General features: G+C 28.2%; 13 protein-coding genes and 2 pseudogenes. 8 read left to right on the forward strand and 7 right to left on the reverse strand.

Annotated elements, in window-relative coordinates:
* Positions 1-8 precede the first annotated feature (8 nt).
* Positions 9-2,438, forward strand: coding sequence for an ATP-binding protein (locus BLT70_RS02110; RefSeq protein WP_091890912.1), 2,430 nt, complete (start codon positions 9-11; stop codon positions 2,436-2,438).
* Here the strand turns inward: BLT70_RS02110 and BLT70_RS02115 are convergent.
* Positions 2,435-3,769, reverse strand: a complete 1,335-nt coding sequence (locus BLT70_RS02115) for a sigma-54 dependent transcriptional regulator (protein ID WP_091890914.1) — start codon at positions 3,767-3,769, stop codon at positions 2,435-2,437. The two genes, BLT70_RS02110 and BLT70_RS02115, sit on opposite strands and share 4 nt — an antisense overlap.
* A 123-nt stretch (positions 3,770-3,892) precedes the next feature.
* Positions 3,893-4,231: a hypothetical protein gene (locus tag BLT70_RS02120; RefSeq protein ID WP_091890916.1), complete on the reverse strand. Its 339-nt coding sequence runs from the start codon at positions 4,229-4,231 to the stop codon at positions 3,893-3,895.
* A gap of 390 nt (positions 4,232-4,621) precedes the next feature.
* Between BLT70_RS02120 and apaG the strand changes: the two genes are divergently transcribed.
* The 4 genes and pseudogenes from apaG (at position 4,622) to BLT70_RS02135 (ending at position 6,996) form a co-directional block, all read left to right on the forward strand.
* Positions 4,622-5,008, forward strand: a complete 387-nt coding sequence (gene apaG, locus BLT70_RS02125) for a Co2+/Mg2+ efflux protein ApaG (RefSeq protein ID WP_091890918.1) — start codon at positions 4,622-4,624, stop codon at positions 5,006-5,008.
* Positions 5,009-5,169: 161 nt separating this feature from the next.
* A pseudogene (locus BLT70_RS17540) lies at positions 5,170-5,301 on the forward strand (DUF3667 domain-containing protein); the annotation flags it as partial.
* 12 nt (positions 5,302-5,313) lie between these two features.
* Positions 5,314-6,144, forward strand: coding sequence for a hypothetical protein (locus BLT70_RS02130; protein WP_231962790.1), 831 nt, complete (start codon positions 5,314-5,316; stop codon positions 6,142-6,144).
* A gap of 114 nt (positions 6,145-6,258) precedes the next feature.
* Positions 6,259-6,996 (forward strand): SDR family oxidoreductase, encoded by a 738-nt coding sequence (locus BLT70_RS02135; RefSeq protein ID WP_091890919.1) that lies wholly within the window; start codon positions 6,259-6,261, stop codon positions 6,994-6,996.
* Positions 6,997-7,045: 49 nt separating this feature from the next.
* On the opposite strand, the gene BLT70_RS02140 is transcribed toward BLT70_RS02135, so the two are convergent.
* Positions 7,046-7,744, reverse strand: coding sequence for an NRDE family protein (locus tag BLT70_RS02140; RefSeq protein ID WP_091890920.1), 699 nt, complete (start codon positions 7,742-7,744; stop codon positions 7,046-7,048).
* Positions 7,745-7,899: 155 nt separating this feature from the next.
* Here BLT70_RS02140 and pruA point away from each other — a divergent pair, with 155 nt between their 5' ends.
* Positions 7,900-9,525 carry an L-glutamate gamma-semialdehyde dehydrogenase gene (gene pruA / locus BLT70_RS02145; RefSeq protein WP_091890921.1) on the forward strand — a complete coding sequence of 542 codons (1,626 nt, stop codon included), beginning with the start codon at positions 7,900-7,902 and terminating at the stop codon, positions 9,523-9,525.
* A 78-nt stretch (positions 9,526-9,603) separates the two neighbouring features.
* Positions 9,604-9,993 (forward strand): DUF2306 domain-containing protein, encoded by a 390-nt coding sequence (locus BLT70_RS02150; RefSeq protein WP_091890922.1) that lies wholly within the window; start codon positions 9,604-9,606, stop codon positions 9,991-9,993.
* A 60-nt stretch (positions 9,994-10,053) separates the two neighbouring features.
* On the opposite strand, the gene BLT70_RS02155 is transcribed toward BLT70_RS02150, so the two are convergent.
* Both BLT70_RS02155 and BLT70_RS02160 read right to left on the reverse strand, forming a co-directional pair.
* On the reverse strand, positions 10,054-10,734 hold the full coding sequence (locus BLT70_RS02155) for a hypothetical protein (protein WP_091890924.1): 681 nt from the start codon (positions 10,732-10,734) through the stop codon (positions 10,054-10,056).
* Positions 10,734-14,747 carry a reprolysin-like metallopeptidase gene (locus BLT70_RS02160; RefSeq protein WP_091890926.1) on the reverse strand — a complete coding sequence of 1,338 codons (4,014 nt, stop codon included), beginning with the start codon at positions 14,745-14,747 and terminating at the stop codon, positions 10,734-10,736. The genes BLT70_RS02155 and BLT70_RS02160 overlap by 1 nt, the downstream gene beginning before the upstream one ends.
* Before the next feature lie 68 nt (positions 14,748-14,815).
* On the opposite strand from BLT70_RS02160, the gene lipB reads away from it, so the two are divergent.
* The gene (lipB, locus tag BLT70_RS02165; protein ID WP_091890928.1) at positions 14,816-15,520 is read left to right on the forward strand and encodes a lipoyl(octanoyl) transferase LipB; all 705 of its coding nucleotides are present in this window, start codon (positions 14,816-14,818) and stop codon (positions 15,518-15,520) included.
* A gap of 70 nt (positions 15,521-15,590) precedes the next feature.
* Here the strand turns inward: lipB and BLT70_RS02170 are convergent, their stop codons facing one another.
* Together BLT70_RS02170 and BLT70_RS02175 are read right to left on the reverse strand one after the other, a co-directional pair.
* The gene (locus tag BLT70_RS02170) at positions 15,591-16,643 is read right to left on the reverse strand and encodes a nucleoid-associated protein (RefSeq protein ID WP_091890929.1); all 1,053 of its coding nucleotides are present in this window, start codon (positions 16,641-16,643) and stop codon (positions 15,591-15,593) included.
* 150 nt (positions 16,644-16,793) lie between these two features.
* A pseudogene (locus tag BLT70_RS02175) lies at positions 16,794-17,516 on the reverse strand (IS982 family transposase).
* Between the last annotated feature and the right edge of the window lie 67 nt (positions 17,517-17,583).

Raw genomic sequence — 17,583 nt, forward strand, 5'->3', positions numbered from 1 at the left:
TTGTTTTTATGCAATCATTAAAAAAGAGAATTACTTTTAAAGTTTTAATAGGTTATATAATACTTGGCCTATTAGCAGCAATCTCTGGTTTTTTAATACTTTCTGAAGTAAAAACATTTACACAAATACAAAAACAAGATATATTAGATAGAAAAATAATTGTAAAAACTGGTACTTTAATAGCTAATATTTATAAAAACGAAAGTTTAGCTAGAGCTGCATTACAATTTAATTCTAAATCGAAATTTAATGAATATTTAGCTGAAAATAAAAAATTAGTATCTAAAATAGACTCTCTAAGCCTTATTGCTAACAATAATTCTCAAGATTTTATACTAGACAGCATTAAATTAATTATTGATAAAAAGTTAAAAAACATAATTGATTTAAAAAATTTAAATAGCAACGATGATTCTGATAAATCTATTAATAAGGCCATAAAGAAATTAAGCGCTATTGATTCTCTTTTAAGTAAAACAGCAGTTACAGATTTTATTAAAAATTCAAATTTTATTGATAATGATACTCGTTCAAAATTAGAGAATTTTGCTATTGCCCTTTATGAATATACCCCAAAAGATTCTATAAATAAAGCAGAACAAAAAAAGATAGACTCTCTTGTATCTATTTCTAGAAAAATATTAAAAGAAGCTCAAGATAAAACCTATAATAATCGTATTTACCTAAAAAGAAAACAAAACGAACTTATTGAAAATGATTTAACGATTTCTAGAAAATTACAAGAGCTTTTAGAAAACCTAGAAAAAGATATAATTCTCTACACTAATAACATGATTAAAAGTAGAGAAGATACATTTAATCGTAGTAAAAACATTATTTTATTTGCAGCAGGTATCAGTTTTATTATCATTATCATTTTTTCATTAATTATTTTAAATGATTTTTGGAAAACCCAGCGTTACCGTAAACAATTAGAGGAAGCTAATAAAACTACAAAATCACTTTTAAAAAGTAGAGAGCGTTTAATTTCTATGGTAAGTCATGATTTAAGAACACCATTAAGTACTATTTCTGGTTTTAGCGAACTACTTCAAAAATCATCACAAAACACAAAAGACAAAAATTATATAGATCATATTCAAAACGCATCTACTTATATGAGCAAATTAGTAGACGACCTTTTAGAGTTTTCTAAACTAGAAAACGGTAATATCTCTATTAAATCAGTCCCTTTTGATTTAAAAAATCTTATTGATGAAATTACTCAAATCACAAAAAATAATGTTAAAGACAAACCAATAAGTTTTATAATTAAACATGACGAACACATAAAAAACCTAATAATTAGTGATCCGTTTCGATTAAAACAAATTTTATATAATCTAATTGTAAATGCTTGTAAATTTACCAACAAAGGCACTATAACTGTTAAGAGTTTAATTACGCAGAACGCAGATAAAACTAATCTAGAGATTTTAGTAAGTGATACAGGAATTGGCATCAGTAAAGATCAAATAGCAACTATTTTTAAAGCTTTTAGTCAAGCTGATAATACAAACAATACTGTTAAAGGCTTTGGTTTAGGCTTAACCATATCTAAAAAATTAGCAGAATTATTAAACGGAACATTAACTTTAAAAAGCACATTAAATGTTGGTAGTACTTTTACTCTAAAAATACCTGTAAAACTATCAACAAAACCCATAATACCAACTGATGAAAATAAAAATGCAATCACACTTTTTAATTTAACCGCGGTTGTTGTTGAGGATGATGTTTCAATGCTACAACTTCTAGTAGATTTTTTAAAACAATTTAATATTAAAACATACACTTTTAATAATGCCCAAGATGCAATCAAATCTATTGATAAAATAGCGTATAACTTTGTTTTAACGGATATTCAACTTCCAAAAATGAATGGTATACATTTTATGGAAATTCTTAAAAAGGATAAAAACTATAAAAATCAACCAATAATTGCAATGACAGGTCGTGCAAATATCTCTAAAGAAGAATATCTAAAAAGCGGATTTTTTGATGTATTAATTAAACCTTTTGACTCAAATACACTTCAAGATATTTTACATCAATTTTTTAATTTAAATTTTGTAGACTTTAATACTAACACAACTAATAGTGAAGAAAAATTAACTGCCGATTTTAATCTTGATACTTTAAAATCTTTTTCTAATAATGATAGTACTCAAATAAGAAATACATTACATATTTTTTTAGAAGATACTAAAAACAATTATTCAATCTTAAAAAAGGCAAAACAACAAAATGATATTAAACTTTTTAAAGAAGTTAGTCATAAAATGCTTAGTATGTTTAAGCAATTAGAAGTTAAAAATGTTATCCCTTTTTTAATTGCCTTCGAAAATTCTACATTTATAGACAACACCGTTTTTATTAAATTTGAAGAACACTTAAATGATTTTATCAAATCATTAAAAAACTATCTTAACTCTTAGTTAATATTGTATTCTTTCATTTTATTATAAAGTGTTTTTCTAGTAATATTTAATAATTTTGAAGCTTGAGTTTTATTATTATCTACTTCTTTTAGCACACTTATAATCAACGCTTTCTCGTTTTCTTTTTTAGAAAACTTATTTGATAAGATATTACTTTCTTTAACTTTAGTTAATTCACTAGGTAAAACATCAACATCAATAATTTCTGATTTGGTTAATAAAGTTGCTCTTTTTACAACATTAGATAATTCGCGCAAATTACCTGGCCATTGATAATTTTGAAAAATGGTTAACACCTCTTTAGAAAAACCTATTACCGATTTATTTAGCTGTTTGTTTGCCTTATTTAAAAAGAAATCGGCATATAAAATTAGATCATCGGTTCTATCTTTTAAATTAGGCACTTTAATAGAAAACTCATTTAAACGATGATACAAATCTTCTCTAAAATCTCCTTTTTCAACTGCTGTAAGCAAATCTTCATTTGTTGCCGTAATTAAACGAATATCAACTTCAATTTCTTTACTACTGCCAATAGGTTTAATTCTTCTTTCTTGCAATGCACGTAACAATTGCACTTGATTTTCGTAGGTTAAATTACCAACTTCATCTAAAAAAAGTGTGCCACCATTTGCAGATTCAAAATGACCTATTTTATCATCATTTGCGCCCGTAAAAGAACCTTTTTTATGACCAAAAAATTCGCTAGATGCTATTTCTCTAGGTATTGCACCACAATCAACAGCAATAAATGGTTTATTACTTCTAGGACTTTTTAAATGAATTGTTTTTGCAACCACTTCTTTTCCTGTTCCGCTTTCACCAGTTATAAGCACAGACATATTAATAGGTGCAACTAAACAAATATATTCGTCTAAGACTTTTGAAGAATTACTAATTCCCTTTACAAAATCTATTTTCGATTTACTTTTTTCCTGTTTTTTATGTTGATTTTCTGTGTGATTCGTTTTCTCCTCTAAAACATTGCTAATCACTTCTAAAACCTCACTTGGATTAAAAGGTTTAGAAATATAATCAAAAGCGCCTTGCTTCATAGCTTCAACAGCTGTAGAAACCTCAGCATAACTAGTCATTAAAACTACAGGAACTGCATTATTGCTAAGTTTTATTTGTTTTAAAAGTGTAATTCCGTCACCATCAGGCAGTCTTAAATCTGTAAAGACTAAATCGTAATGTTTATTTTCTAATTGCTGTAAGGCGTTTTTTATATTATAACTTACATCAACAACATATTTGTGACGTTTTAAAAACTGCTTTAACATTTCTGAAAATGATACATCATCTTCTACTAATAAAATCCCTTTCATAATGCTTATACATTTCTTACAAAAGTATTAAGATATATTGATTGATATAAAAAAAAGACATTTTAATTAAAAAATGTCTTTCCTTTTTGAAAAATTGAGATTATAGATTTGTACATCTAAAAATTACTCTACTTTTTCGGCATTCACATCTTCTTCTTTTAACCATTTTCCTTCTTTATCTGCATAAACAACACTTTCTGTGTCATTAACAGTAAATTCAATTTTATATTGCTCGCTACCATTTACATAAGCCTTTGTAATCGCAGCTGTTTCATACTTTTCTAAAAATGCTTTAGCAACTGCTTCTGGTAATTCTTTTACAGCAATTTCTTTAAATTCTTCATTCATTACCACTACAATAACTTCCTTAGGATTGTTGTTAGTGTTGTTGTTTGCAAAAGCAGAGATTGAAACTGAACTTGTTAAAATAGTTACTGCTACTGTTAAAATTAATTTTTTCATGATTTAAGTTTTTAATATTAATAATTGTTTTACGATTAGGTATATAGAAATAAACATACCGCAAAACACTTATTTCAAAAAAAAAGAACTAAAACCTTAGTTATCAGAAGTTAAAATAATTTTAAGTTTTATGTTACTTATTTAAGTTGTGTAAAATATGTGTAATTAAAAGTAACATTGTGTAAATTTTACTCAAAAAAGATTGATAATTCTACTAACGATTAATAAACTTTAAAAAAGTATCAAGATAAAAAACCTCATTATTTTAGTATAATAATCTGTTTAAATCTTTTCCAAAAAAAAGAAATATTTATTTAAGAGCAATAAAAGACATAAATGGGGTAAAAAATCATTTGTGTTTTTTAATCAAAAAAACTACATTTACCATGAATGGTAGAACAAATTACAAAAGGGATTAAAATTTCTGTAAAAACAAAATACAATGGTATAAAATACCTTAACCATAGGTTGTTTTACGCTTTTTCTTATTTTATCACTATCGAAAATAAATCTTCAGAAACTGTACAATTAACCACTCGTTTTTGGGAAATTATAGATTCACTTAACGACACAGAAATTGTAGAAGGCGAAGGAGTCGTTGGGCAAACACCTATTTTACAGCCTAATGACAATTACACATATAGTTCTGGGTGTTATTTAGAATCATCAATCGGTGCAATGAAAGGATATTATATTATGAAAGATTGCAACACTTTAGAAGAATTTAAAGTATTTATACCAACTTTTCAATTAACAAATCCTGTATTATCAAACTAAGAAAACAAAAAAATAAAGTAGCTAAGATTAAAGATCCAGCATGTTTAAATTGTGGATATCCTTTTAGCGGACAAGAAAAATTCTGTCCAGAATGTGGCCAGGAAAACAAAGGAAATAAAATTACCTTTGGCAGTTTTGTTTACGAAATTTTTAACGGGTTTATCTCTTTTGATGCAAAGTTTTGGCGCACAATAATTCCGCTATTAAATAATCCAGGAAAAGTTTCTAAAAATTATGTTGAAGGAAAAAGAAGTAGATATTCTAATCCATTTCGTTTTTATTTAACTGTTTCCATTTTCTTTTTTTTGATTGTTGGGCTTTCTATAAGTAAAAGCAAATTTGAAGAATTAACAAAAGAAAGTAAAGATGATATTGTTGAAGTTATGAAAGATGATTTCAATAAAGGTAAAGAAGCTCTAAGTGAAAAAGAACTCGATTCTATAAAAAAAGAGGTTTCAGATAAAATGAACAGCTCTTTTATTCCTATTCCAGAAGCTACAAAAAATCAAATTTTAAAAGAAATTGAAAAGGATGTAAAGGACACAACATCTATTAAAATTGCACCAGGAAATCGAATTTCTTTTGGCGGAACGACAAGAATAGACAAATTTATTCAATATCAAAAAGATTACCCAGATTCAAAAATAGATACTGCTTTAGATTCTTTAGGCTACGATAAAAACTTTACAAATAGATTTTTATATACAAGAGCAAAAGCTGCTAATTCTATTGTTAAAAAAGAAAATAGAGAAAAATATTTTGGTGATTTATTATCTTATGGTTCAATTTCTCTTTTTATATTCTTACCTTTTTTCACCTTATTTTTAAAGCTTTTTTACATCAGAAGAAAATTTACGTATGTAGATCATTTAATTTTTGTTTTTCATACACAAACAGTGTTTTTTATGTTGCTTACAATGTATTATCTTATTTCATTTTTTACAGATATTGATATAAGTAATGTTTGGATTTTTCTAATTCTATTTCTGATTTACCTTTTTATTGCAATGAGAAAATTCTATCAGCAAGGGTTTTTCAAAACATTTATAAAATTTATAATGCTTAATATGGTTTATATTTTTTTAGGATCTTTTGGAATTATAATTGTTGGTCTAATTTCTTTTGTGTTTTATTAATTTTATACCTTTAATTTTTTATTTTTTTCTGATGTATTACTTTTAGTTCATTAGAAAAAACCAGAAATTAAAAATTTCAACCCAATTTACACCAATTAAAATCAAAACTAAATAATGAATAACTTAAACAACAAAGTAATCTTAGTAACTGGTTCATCAAAAGGAATTGGTAAAGAAGTTGCTATTTTATTAGCTAAAAATGGCGCAAAAATTATTGTTAATCATTCTAATAGTCCAAAAGAAGCAGCTGCTACAGTTGCTAAAATTGTAGAAAATGGAGGAAAAGCAATTTCTATAAAGGCAGATGTGAGCAATAAAGATCAAGTAACACAATTGTTTGATAAATCAATAGTAGAATTTGGCAAAATTGATGTTTTAATAAATAATGCAGGCACAATGATTTCTAAAAAATTAAAAGATGCTACGCAAGAAGATTTTACAAAACAATTTGAAGTGAATGTAAGAGGTATTTTTAATACGTTACAAGAAGCAGATAGCAAATTAGCAGACAATGGAATTATCATTAATTTTTCGTCTAGCACTACAAAATTAATGTTGCCAACTTATTCAATTTATTCTGCAACAAAAGCCGCTGTAGAACAAATTACAAGAGTGTTTTCTAAAGAAATTGGTAGAGGAATTTCTGTAAATGCAATTGCACCTGGAGCAACAGAAACAGAACTTTTTATGAATGGAAAATCTCAAGAATTTATTGATAAATTAAGTTCTATGAATGCGTTTAACCGATTAGCAAAACCTATAGATATTGCAAAAGTTGTATTGTTTTTAGCAAGCGATGATTCTAAATGGATTTCTGGGCAAGTTATAGGCGCAAACGGCGCTCTAGTTTAGAAGAAAAACTAGATAACTCTCAACTATTTATTTAATTTTAGAAATCTATTTATAGTGTTTTAACTTCATCCTTCAAAAAATCGAAATATGTAATTTTTATTTTATTATTCTCTTTTTTGATGGATGTAATACTTACTGTTTCTGCAAAAGTACGTTTCATTTTTAACGAAGTCTCTACAGTTCCTAAATTTTCATTTTGATGAAATTCTAAAACTTTTTCTTGTTTAAAAACTTCGTTTTCTAATAACCAATCAGCAAACCAATCTTTTCTTAATTGTTTCATTTCATCAGTATATAAAGTTGATGAAGACCAAATTTTTGGTTCTTGAGCTAGTTTTTTAAAGTGTTTTGTTTTTCCATCCCAAACTAATTCATAGGTTTCTAATTCATCGTTCCAATCAACCAAAATTAAAGTAAAAGGTTCTATATCTGTAAAATCGAAATTATTAATATAAGTAATTCCATCATCCGCAGATAAAATACTTTTTACAATAATTCCTCTACTCATTTTATAATATTTATTTCTTGTATGATTTATAAAGCCACCATTTAATAAACAAACCAACCTGTTTTTATTGCTTGTACCAATCCAAGTTCCACCTGCTAATTCATCTTTTGGGTAGGTTAATTTCATTTCATTTTCAAAATAAGTTTTTGGAGAAATTGTTTTTCTTAACGGAGTTTCATCTCTATTAGATGTTAAAATAAAATCCTTTTTCCCTAAAGGAAGATAGGTTACTGTGCACATATAAATCTTTTAACTATTATGATAAACTTTACATTTTCTTATAATTTTTGAGTTTTCCTTAACAAAAGACATCAAAAATCGGTTAAATTTATTGAAACAAAAATTGTAACTTTGAAGCTCAAAATTAGTCGATTAAAATTTAAAAAACATACAAAATGGCAAGAGGATTTTTTAATGTTCCAACAGCAGTAAATGAGCCTGTTAAAGGTTATGCTCCTGGTTCTCCAGAAAGAGAAGAATTATTAGCAACATACAAAGCAATGTTTAACAGCAATATTGATGTGCCAATGCATATTAATGGCGAAGAAGTTAGAACTGGAAATACCAGAAATATTACACCTCCTCATGATCATAAACATGTTGTTGGTCAATATCATATAGCAGAAAAAAATCACGTAGATGCTGCAATTTCTACAGCATTAGCCGCAAGACAAGCTTGGTCTTCTGTTTCTTGGATGGAAAGAGCATCTATTTTCTTAAAGGCAGCAGAATTATTAGCAGGGCCTTATAGAGCAAAAATGAATGCGGCAACAATGATTGCACAATCTAAAAATGTTCATCAAGCAGAAATTGATGCAGCTTGTGAAATGATAGATTTCTTTAAATTTAATGTACAATATATGACTGATATTTTTAAAGATCAGCCAGCATCTGCACCAGGAATCTGGAACAGAGTTGAGTACAGACCTTTAGAAGGATTTGTGTATGCAATTTCTCCTTTTAACTTTACGTCTATTGCTGCAAACTTACCCGCAGCTGCAGCATTAATGGGTAATGTTGTTGTTTGGAAACCTTCTGATCATCAAGCATATTCTGCTCAAGTAATTGTAGATTTATTTAAGGAAGCTGGTTTACCTGACGGAGTTATAAATGTGGTTTACGGAGATCCTGTTATGATTTCTGATACTGTTTTAAGTTCTCCAGATTTCTCTGGATTACACTTTACAGGTTCTACTTTTGTATTTAAAGAATTATGGAAACAAATTGGAAACAATATCCATATCTATAAAACATACCCAAGAATTGTTGGAGAAACTGGTGGTAAAGATTTTATTTGGGCGCATAATTCATCAAATCCTTTACAGATTGCAACTGCAATTGTAAGAGGTTCTTTCGAATATCAAGGTCAAAAATGTTCTGCTGCATCAAGAGCTTATATTCCTGCATCACTATGGGAAGAAGTTAAAAAACATGTAATTGCACAAACAAACGAAATTACAATGGGTTCTCCAGAAGATCCATCAAACTTTGTAAATGCAGTAATTCACGAAGGTTCTTTTGATAAAATTGCTAGTTTTATTGATGCTGCTAAAGCTGATAAAGATGCAGAAATTATTGTTGGTGGAAACCATGATAAATCTGTAGGTTATTTTATTGAACCAACAGTAATTTTAGCAAAATCGCCAACATATGCAACAATGACAACTGAGTTATTTGGCCCAGTAATGACTGTTTTTGTATACGAAGATGCAGAGTGGGAAGCTTCATTAAAACTAGTAGATGAATCTACAGAATACGCTTTAACCGGAGCAATTTTTTCTAAAGATAGATATATTGTAGAAAAAGCTTCTAAAGCATTAGAAAATGCCGCAGGAAACTTCTACATTAATGACAAGCCAACAGGAGCAGTTGTTGGTCAGCAACCATTTGGAGGAGCAAGAGCTTCTGGAACAAATGATAAGGCTGGTTCTGCACAAAACTTATTACGTTGGACATCTGTTAGATTGATAAAAGAAACTTTTGTAACACCTACAGATTATAAGTATCCTTTCTTAGGATAAATAAAAACAACAATTTTTATATAAAACCGTATCTAATTTGATGCGGTTTTTTTATTTTCCTATTTTAGACAAAAAAATATGGAATATAAATATTTAATGTATGCTCACTTAGTAACTGTAGTTCCTTGTGTTTTTATAGGCGCTTATCTTTTATCAGTAAAAAAAGGTACTCCGTTTCATAAATCATTAGGTAAAATCTACATGTCTTTAATGATTATTACCGCAATTATTACCTTATTTATGCCTGCGGATGTTGGCCCACAATTTTTAAATCATTTTGGCTACATTCATCTTTTTAGCTTCCTTACTTTATACAGCGTTCCAACTGCAATTATTGCCATAAAAAAAGGACACGTAAAAAAACATAAACTAAAAATGATTTTTTTATATGTTGGAGCAATCATAATTGCTGGTGGATTTACTTTTACACCAGGTAGATTTTTACACAATTTATTTTTTGGGAATTAGTCATAAAAAAACACATCAAATTTGATGTGTTTTTTTTAAATTTTATATTTTTCTTAAGGTTTAATTCACAGTAAAACCCCAAGTTTGACCAATTGATTTAGCTCCATTTTGATCTTTTACATTTACTTTCCAAGAATATGTTTTTCCAGATTCTACAGAAACTACATGCGTTTTATCTGATAAAGAATCATCAATTAAAGTTAATGTAGAATTTTCTCCAAAATAGAGTTCGTAAGTTAAAGTGTCACCTGCATTTGCATCAGCAGCATTCCATTCTAAACTGATAGAAGTTGTTGCACTTTGTTTACTATCATTTTCAGGTGAAACTAATTCTGCTGTAAAAGGCGCATAGTTTAAAACTGCATCTCCTTTTGTATAAAAAGCATAAATTTCTGATGATGTACCTTGATCATTGTCAATATCAACTGCATCAACTCTCCAATAATAAGCCGTTTGTTTCTCTAAAGAAACTAGTGCCTGCAAAGAAGTAACTGTACTATTATGTACAATATTAGTCATCGCTCTGTCTGTTGCAATTATTAAATTATACTCTAATTCGTCATCTTCTGGATCTGTAGCTTCACTCCAATTAAAATTAATTGAATTATCTATACATAACAAATTTTCTGTTGGATAAATTAAACTAACAGCATTTGGAACCTTATTTTTCTCATCTTTTGCGCACTGTACATTTAGCAAACAAAAGGAAACTATAGTCGTTATTATGAATACTCTTTTCATTACTTTAAAATTTTAATAGGTTTAGAATTTTCAATTGATAACTTTAAGATATAAATCCCTTTTGCATAGTTTCTAAAGGGAATAATTAAATTATTATCTTCTTTTTTTATAGATTGTTTTAAAATTTGATTTCCGTTTACATCAAAAATAATTATATCAACATATGTTTGATTTACATCAATTGGCAATAACAAATCTATAGAATCTATAATAGGATTTTGTCTTAATACAACATCACCAATACTGGTTTTAAATAAACCTTCACATTCTTTTGCTGTTTTAACTTCTAGTTTTCCACTTTCTTTTATCTCGACATCAAATTCTTTGTCATTAGAAACACTTATCAATTCTTCATTCAAATATACTTCATAAGGAGCTGTACCACTATTAATAGAAAAAGAATAGTTATTGTTTGCTGTTTTACTAGCAACTTTTAAAGATACAGGTTGAGATTCTTCTATAGAAACTTCAAAGCATTGCTTAAAGTTTATTTCACTTACAAGTATACAGACTTCATAATCTCCTGGAACTAAATTTGATAAAGAGTAGTTTAAAGCTGTTAAATTTTTATCAATGTTTGTTGATGGCCCAACAATAGTAATTTGATATTCAAATTCACTTTGTTTAATGGCTACATCTATAATTCCATCATTTTCATCAACACAAGATTCTGATGTTGTTTCAACAGTAATATTATCAAAATCTACTACAGCTTCTGCTTTGTTTATTGTAACAGTGAAACAACTTGTTACATCTGGTTCTATTGCTGTTATACAAATTTCATAATCACCTGGAGATAAATTATCAACAGAATAATTTGGACTTGAAAGAGTTTCATTATTATCTACACCAACACCCGTTAAAGACAGTTGGTAAGTAAATTCATCTTGATTCATGGTAACATTAATTATTCCATCTTCTGCTCCATAAATAGTTTCATGTATCGTTTCTATAGTATAATTGTCATCGTTTAAAACTGGTTCAACAATAGTAATAGAATAATCTTCCGTTTCTCCCCATTCTGTTAAATGATCTGCATCACAAGCTCCTGATCCATAACCATCTGTTGGGTCATCATATTCTATAAGAACTCTCATTGTTGTTTTTCCAAATTTAGCATCCGTAGGTACAGTTATATTAAAAGTAGCTGTACCAACATTATCTGTAATTGATCCTAAATCATATTTTTCTGTATCAGCATCAAAAATATAATCTTTATTCCAATCAATAAAAACAAAACAATGATCTTGATAACCACCAGTATCAAAAGTTACACTAATTTGTTTAGTTTGCTCTCTTAAAACATTTGCATTTATATTTGTAAAATCTTGATAACCATCTGTTGTATCATTATCAGAATCATTATTAATTCCACCAAAAGTTACATTAGAAATATATTCTGTACCTCCTGCTTCGTCTGTAAAGGTAGATGTACAATACATAGGGGTTTCTGTAGTAAAACTAAAGATAGCGGAAAAATTTCCTTCTCCACAATCGTTTTTAGGTTTTACTCTCCAAAAATATTGAGTTTCTCCATTTAAATCTGTTGCTTTAAATGAATTTTCTGCAACATTTTTACTTGAAATTATGTTAGAAAAACCTGCATCTAATGCAACTTCTATATCATAAGAAGATGCATTTGAGTCTTGCTCCCAAGTTAAGGTTTCTGTTATTGAAACTCCTGTGGCATCATTAACTGGTGTTAATAAGGTTAATGAATTAAAAGTTGAACTTCTTACATTTAAAACTAAGTCTATATTTTGAGTTACCGTTGCAGAAGTACCAACAACATTTATATCGTAACTTTTTGCTTCTTTACCTTCTAAATTAGAAATTGTTAATGTTACTGTTCCGTCAGCATCAATAGTTGATGAACTAAATGCAATTGTAGAACCTGATGGATTACCTGTTGCACTTAAAGTAGCTACTTCTGTAAAACCATTAATAAAATCGAAATCTAAATTATAACTGATACTTTCTGTACCTGTATTACATACAGATTGTTCTCCGCTATTATCAGAAATTAAAAAAGTTGGTGTAGATGAAACAATAACAAACGGAGACGTATTGACATTATAAAAAATATTATCAGCTGCTTCTACCATAATTCTTGCAGATGCTGTTGCATTATCTGGTACAATAATACTTTCTGAACCATCATTTGGAGTGTTCGTTTTTAAAGTAATAGGAAAAGTGATTCCACCATCAATAGATAATTTAATATTTACATTTTTACATTCTATTGGTGCAATATCTGTTGTTCCTTTATTCCAAGTTACCGATATTGTTTGTCCAGAATTTAAAGTTTCTGCTGTGTTTTGAGAGGTAACTGTAAAAGCTTCGTCGTCTGTAACTGTTAGTTTAAGATCATCTCTATCAGAACTTCCACCACCAGCATTATTATCTCTTACAAAAAATGAGAAATTAAATTCTCTTGCTACAGAAGGTAAAACTTCCCAAGTTGATGATGTATTTCCAGAAATAACTGTTGCTAAAGCTGGCATATATCTTTCAGGAGAATCTTTAGAAGGTAAAGATCTAAACATTGGACCTTCGTCACTAGAACTAACCGGCGGCATTGTTGCCGTTTCATTATCTAATTGCTCCCAATTATAGGTTAAACTAGACAAACCATCTACATCTGTTGCTGTTCCTTTTAACTTAAAAGGAGTAGATTTTGGAATGCTATAATCTAAACCAGCATCTGCAACGGGGGCGTTATTATCAGTATTTGTAACTACACCACAACTTCCAGAAGATTGAATAACATTCCACATTTGTGCAATACTAACTGCATGAAAATAAGCATCACTATTTCCATTTGCATTTCCTTCTTGTACATTTGGCGAACAAATACCTGCATATCCCATAATTGTTGATCCACTTCCTGGCTCTACAGCTGTTGAATTTGTTCTATTGCAATCGTTATTTTGTGTATGAGTTGCACCAAATTGATGCCCTAATTCGTGTATAACAAAATCTATATCATAAGCATCACCAACTGGTTGAGACCTTCCTGTAACACCTCTTGCTTTTTGACCAGAAACACAAACAACTCCTAAACCAGCTAAGCCATCTCCTCCTATACTAAAAATATGGCCAATATCATAATTAGCATTTCCGATAGCTGTATCACAAATAGTTTGCACTTCATTAATCATTGTATCAGGAGAGCCATCTGTAATATTATCTGTATCAGCATCTAAAAAAATAATTTCATCATTATCTGCTACAAGAACAAGTTTTATTGATAAATCTTTTTCAAAAACCCCATTAATTCTTGTCATTGAAGTATTCATTGCAGATAAAACTGCTGCTTTTTTAACTTCATCTGTTGCTGTAACAGCTATATTTTGTTGAGTAGCACCTAAATGAAATTGTGCATATTCGCCACTACAAGTCAAAGCTAATCTAAAGGTTCTTAGTTTACCGTCATTAGCATTACGAGCAAAATCTTGGGAAAAAACTTCTTGTTTACCTGTTTCATCTACTAAACAATTTAAGTCATTTTCTTCTTTCTTTAGGCTACTTCTTTTGTAAACTATGTAGTCTTTATTATCTTTAGAATAAGTGTCTATATAAATAGTTTCTTTTTTACCAGAAAAAATTACTGCATGAAACCCATCTGTACCTACACTTATTTTTGCAATAGCTGTAGGGTCATCTATTCCTTGTGCAGAATATGATTTTATATTGGGGAATTTTGCTTGTAATTTTTCTTCGAAATTAGACGTTTCTTTTAAGGAAAACCTAGAAAAACCACCTTCTGAATTTGGAAGTTCTATTATTTCCTTTTGATTTAAAGAATTACTTTTTAATTGTGATGAAAAAGCGTTTAAATCCAAAGAAATAATTTCATAATCTGATGGAAAATTTTTCTTTTGATAGATTTCCTTTTTTTGAACTAAATAGCTCGATTGCTGAACTTTTGTCCAAATTTTTTGAGAATAAAGAGCATCAACATTAAAAACAATAATGGACACTATAAATAAAAATAGTAATTTATTTTTCATAAAATATATTTAAAATACAAATGAATGACCCCAAATATAGCGAATTATTTATCTTTGTAGTAGAAATTATGAATAGAAAAATATTACTTTTAGATTTAGCAAACAAAGATTACAAAGAAACTTGGGATTATCAATCTGAGTTATTGCAAGAAATTGTTGATGTTAAGATACATAATAGAAGAAATAATTTACAAGAAACTACAAAAAATTATTTCTTATTTGTAGAACATCCACATGTGTATACGCTTGGAAAAAGTGGAGATTTCAGTAATTTATTGCTTACAGAAAATCAGTTAAAAGAAAAAGGTGCTACTTTTTATAAAATAAATAGAGGTGGCGACATTACTTATCATGGACCAGGACAAATTGTTGGTTATCCAATTTTAGATTTAGAAAATTTTTTTACAGATATTCATAAATACCTTCGTTTTTTAGAGGAAGTTATTATTTTAACTATAGCAGAATACGGAATAAAAGGTACAAGAAGCGAAGGTGAAACTGGTGTTTGGCTAGATGTTGGAACACCTTTTGCTCGTAAAATTTGTGCTATGGGTATTCGTTCTTCACGTTGGGTAACTATGCATGGTTTTGCATTGAATGCAAATGTAAACTTAGGTTATTTTGATAATATTATTCCTTGTGGAATTAAAGGAAAGGCGGTTACTTCTATGGAAGCTGAATTGAACAGAAAAGTAGATTTAGAAGAAGTAAAACAAAAGATCTTAAAGCATTTTAAATCGCTTTTTGAAGTTGAAGCGTTTGAAGCGTTATAAGAATCATTACGAGTTTACGAAGCAATCTATATAATTAAAATAACAGATTGCTTCACTAAAGTTTAAATAATTATTTTTCTTCGTTAAAATACACTTTATAATACTTCATTTTTTTCTCTTCATCATAACCTCTTTCTAAGTATTCTGATGCAGCATCTGGCGCATCAACATCTAGTTTTATACTGATGTTTGTATCTAACTTAATTTCTGTTTTAAGCTTACTTTTTTCTTTCTTTAAAACCACGCCAGAAACATCAAAATTATTTCTAATTAATACATCATTTAATGTTTCATAATGTTTTTTGTAGTCTTCAAACAAATCTTTCTGCTTTTCATCTTCAAAAATTTCATCTTTAAAGTCATGATAATCTACAGCTTCATGCTCTTTAAAATAATCTACCGTATTTGCTAAAAAATCGCCTTGTTTATGTTTTCCTAATTCTGGTTTTATAACTTCTTCAGAAAACTCTTTACATAGCTCTAAGTAGTTGTGAGTATGCGAGTTATAGTCATCTGCAAGTTTAACGCTTAAGAAATTTTTAATCCAATATTGTGCATCGTAATTGTTGTTGTCTACAGAAAAAACAACAGTACCTTCAACATCAGAAGAATTAAGAATTAAACATCCTTTATCTATTTTTTTTGTTGATATTCCTTTTTGAACAACTACATCAAAACTCTCATTATCATCTAAATAGGTTTGAAAAAAATCTACTTTATTTTCAATTTTAAAAACACCAACTGCTTCTGTTAAAACATCTTTATACTCTATACCTTCTATAAAAACAACAATAACATCGCCCGTTTTTATTTGTGCAGAATTAGATTGTTCATATAAATGATTTACAATATTTTTAGAGTATTCTATAAAACTACTTTCTTCTTTAAAAACTTCTGAAGCGTAATTATTTAACTCGTTTAAACGCACATCTGCATGATGAGAAAAACGATAACTTTGGGTTAAACTACCAAAGGGTTTTAATAAGAAGTTTTTCATTAGATCGTAACTTTCTTGATCGAAACGTATTAAATCTTCAGAAAAAACATTGTGTCCGCTATTAAATTTATTAGCAACTTTATGCAGAATGCATTTGGTAATTTCTGCTTTCGTTTTTTTAATCATCATTTGTAATTTTGGACGGTAAAAATAGAAAAAGTTTGTTTATGATTTAATTATTTTTGACACAGATTTTCGCGGATAAAAACGCTAGATTTCGTACCTTAACTTTGCAAATTGTATTTGAAAGAAAATAAAACTTACCTGTTGTATATTTTAAATAATGCTAATTTTAAGATTGTTGATATTTCTGTTAAAAATAAACTTTTTGATGTATTGAATTATAATTAGTGTAGTTGTTTTAGTTAATGATGTAGTATTGAGTTATTTAAAATATTTAGTGTAATTTCTTTTAATCATAAATTGATCACAAAGTTTAGCAAATAGTGTTTCAATTCTCTTCCTTTTTTTTTCTAAATATATAAGGTTGATTTTTATAGTTCTTCTGATTTTTTCTCATAGGTGTATTCAATGTTATATTACAGGTTTCGAATAATTTAAGTTGAATTTGAGTTGTAACACCTTTAAGATAATGAATGTCATGTATTAAATTAATGCTTTGAAAAACACCACTTACAGAATATATACCATGCAATTTATATTCATAATATCGTGTGTTTTGTGAAGTGCAAAAATCTTTATCTGCGTATCAATAAGTTGCTTTTTTACATATTTTTGAACGTGAATTCCTCGATAATTTACAAACTTCTAAAGGCATGCTATCTACTATAGAATAATTTTCAAATTCATTAAAATAAGAAGCTAATTTTAAGTGAATAACATCCATATAATTTGCTAAATTTCTTTTTCTTGAATTGTAAACACTTCATTCTATTTTAGTAAAATAGCTGTTGGAAGTTTTCTAAATAAATCTGTTTCACTATCAATACTCATGAATTCTGATGTTAAAACCAAACTTGTCTGTTCTAAATCACTCATTTTTGGTTTTCTTCTTTGATAAATCAAAAGCTGTTCTTTTGATATTTTTTCTTAAAATTTCCAATAT

Source organism: Polaribacter sp. KT25b (assembly GCF_900105145.1).
GTDB lineage: Bacteria > Bacteroidota > Bacteroidia > Flavobacteriales > Flavobacteriaceae > Polaribacter.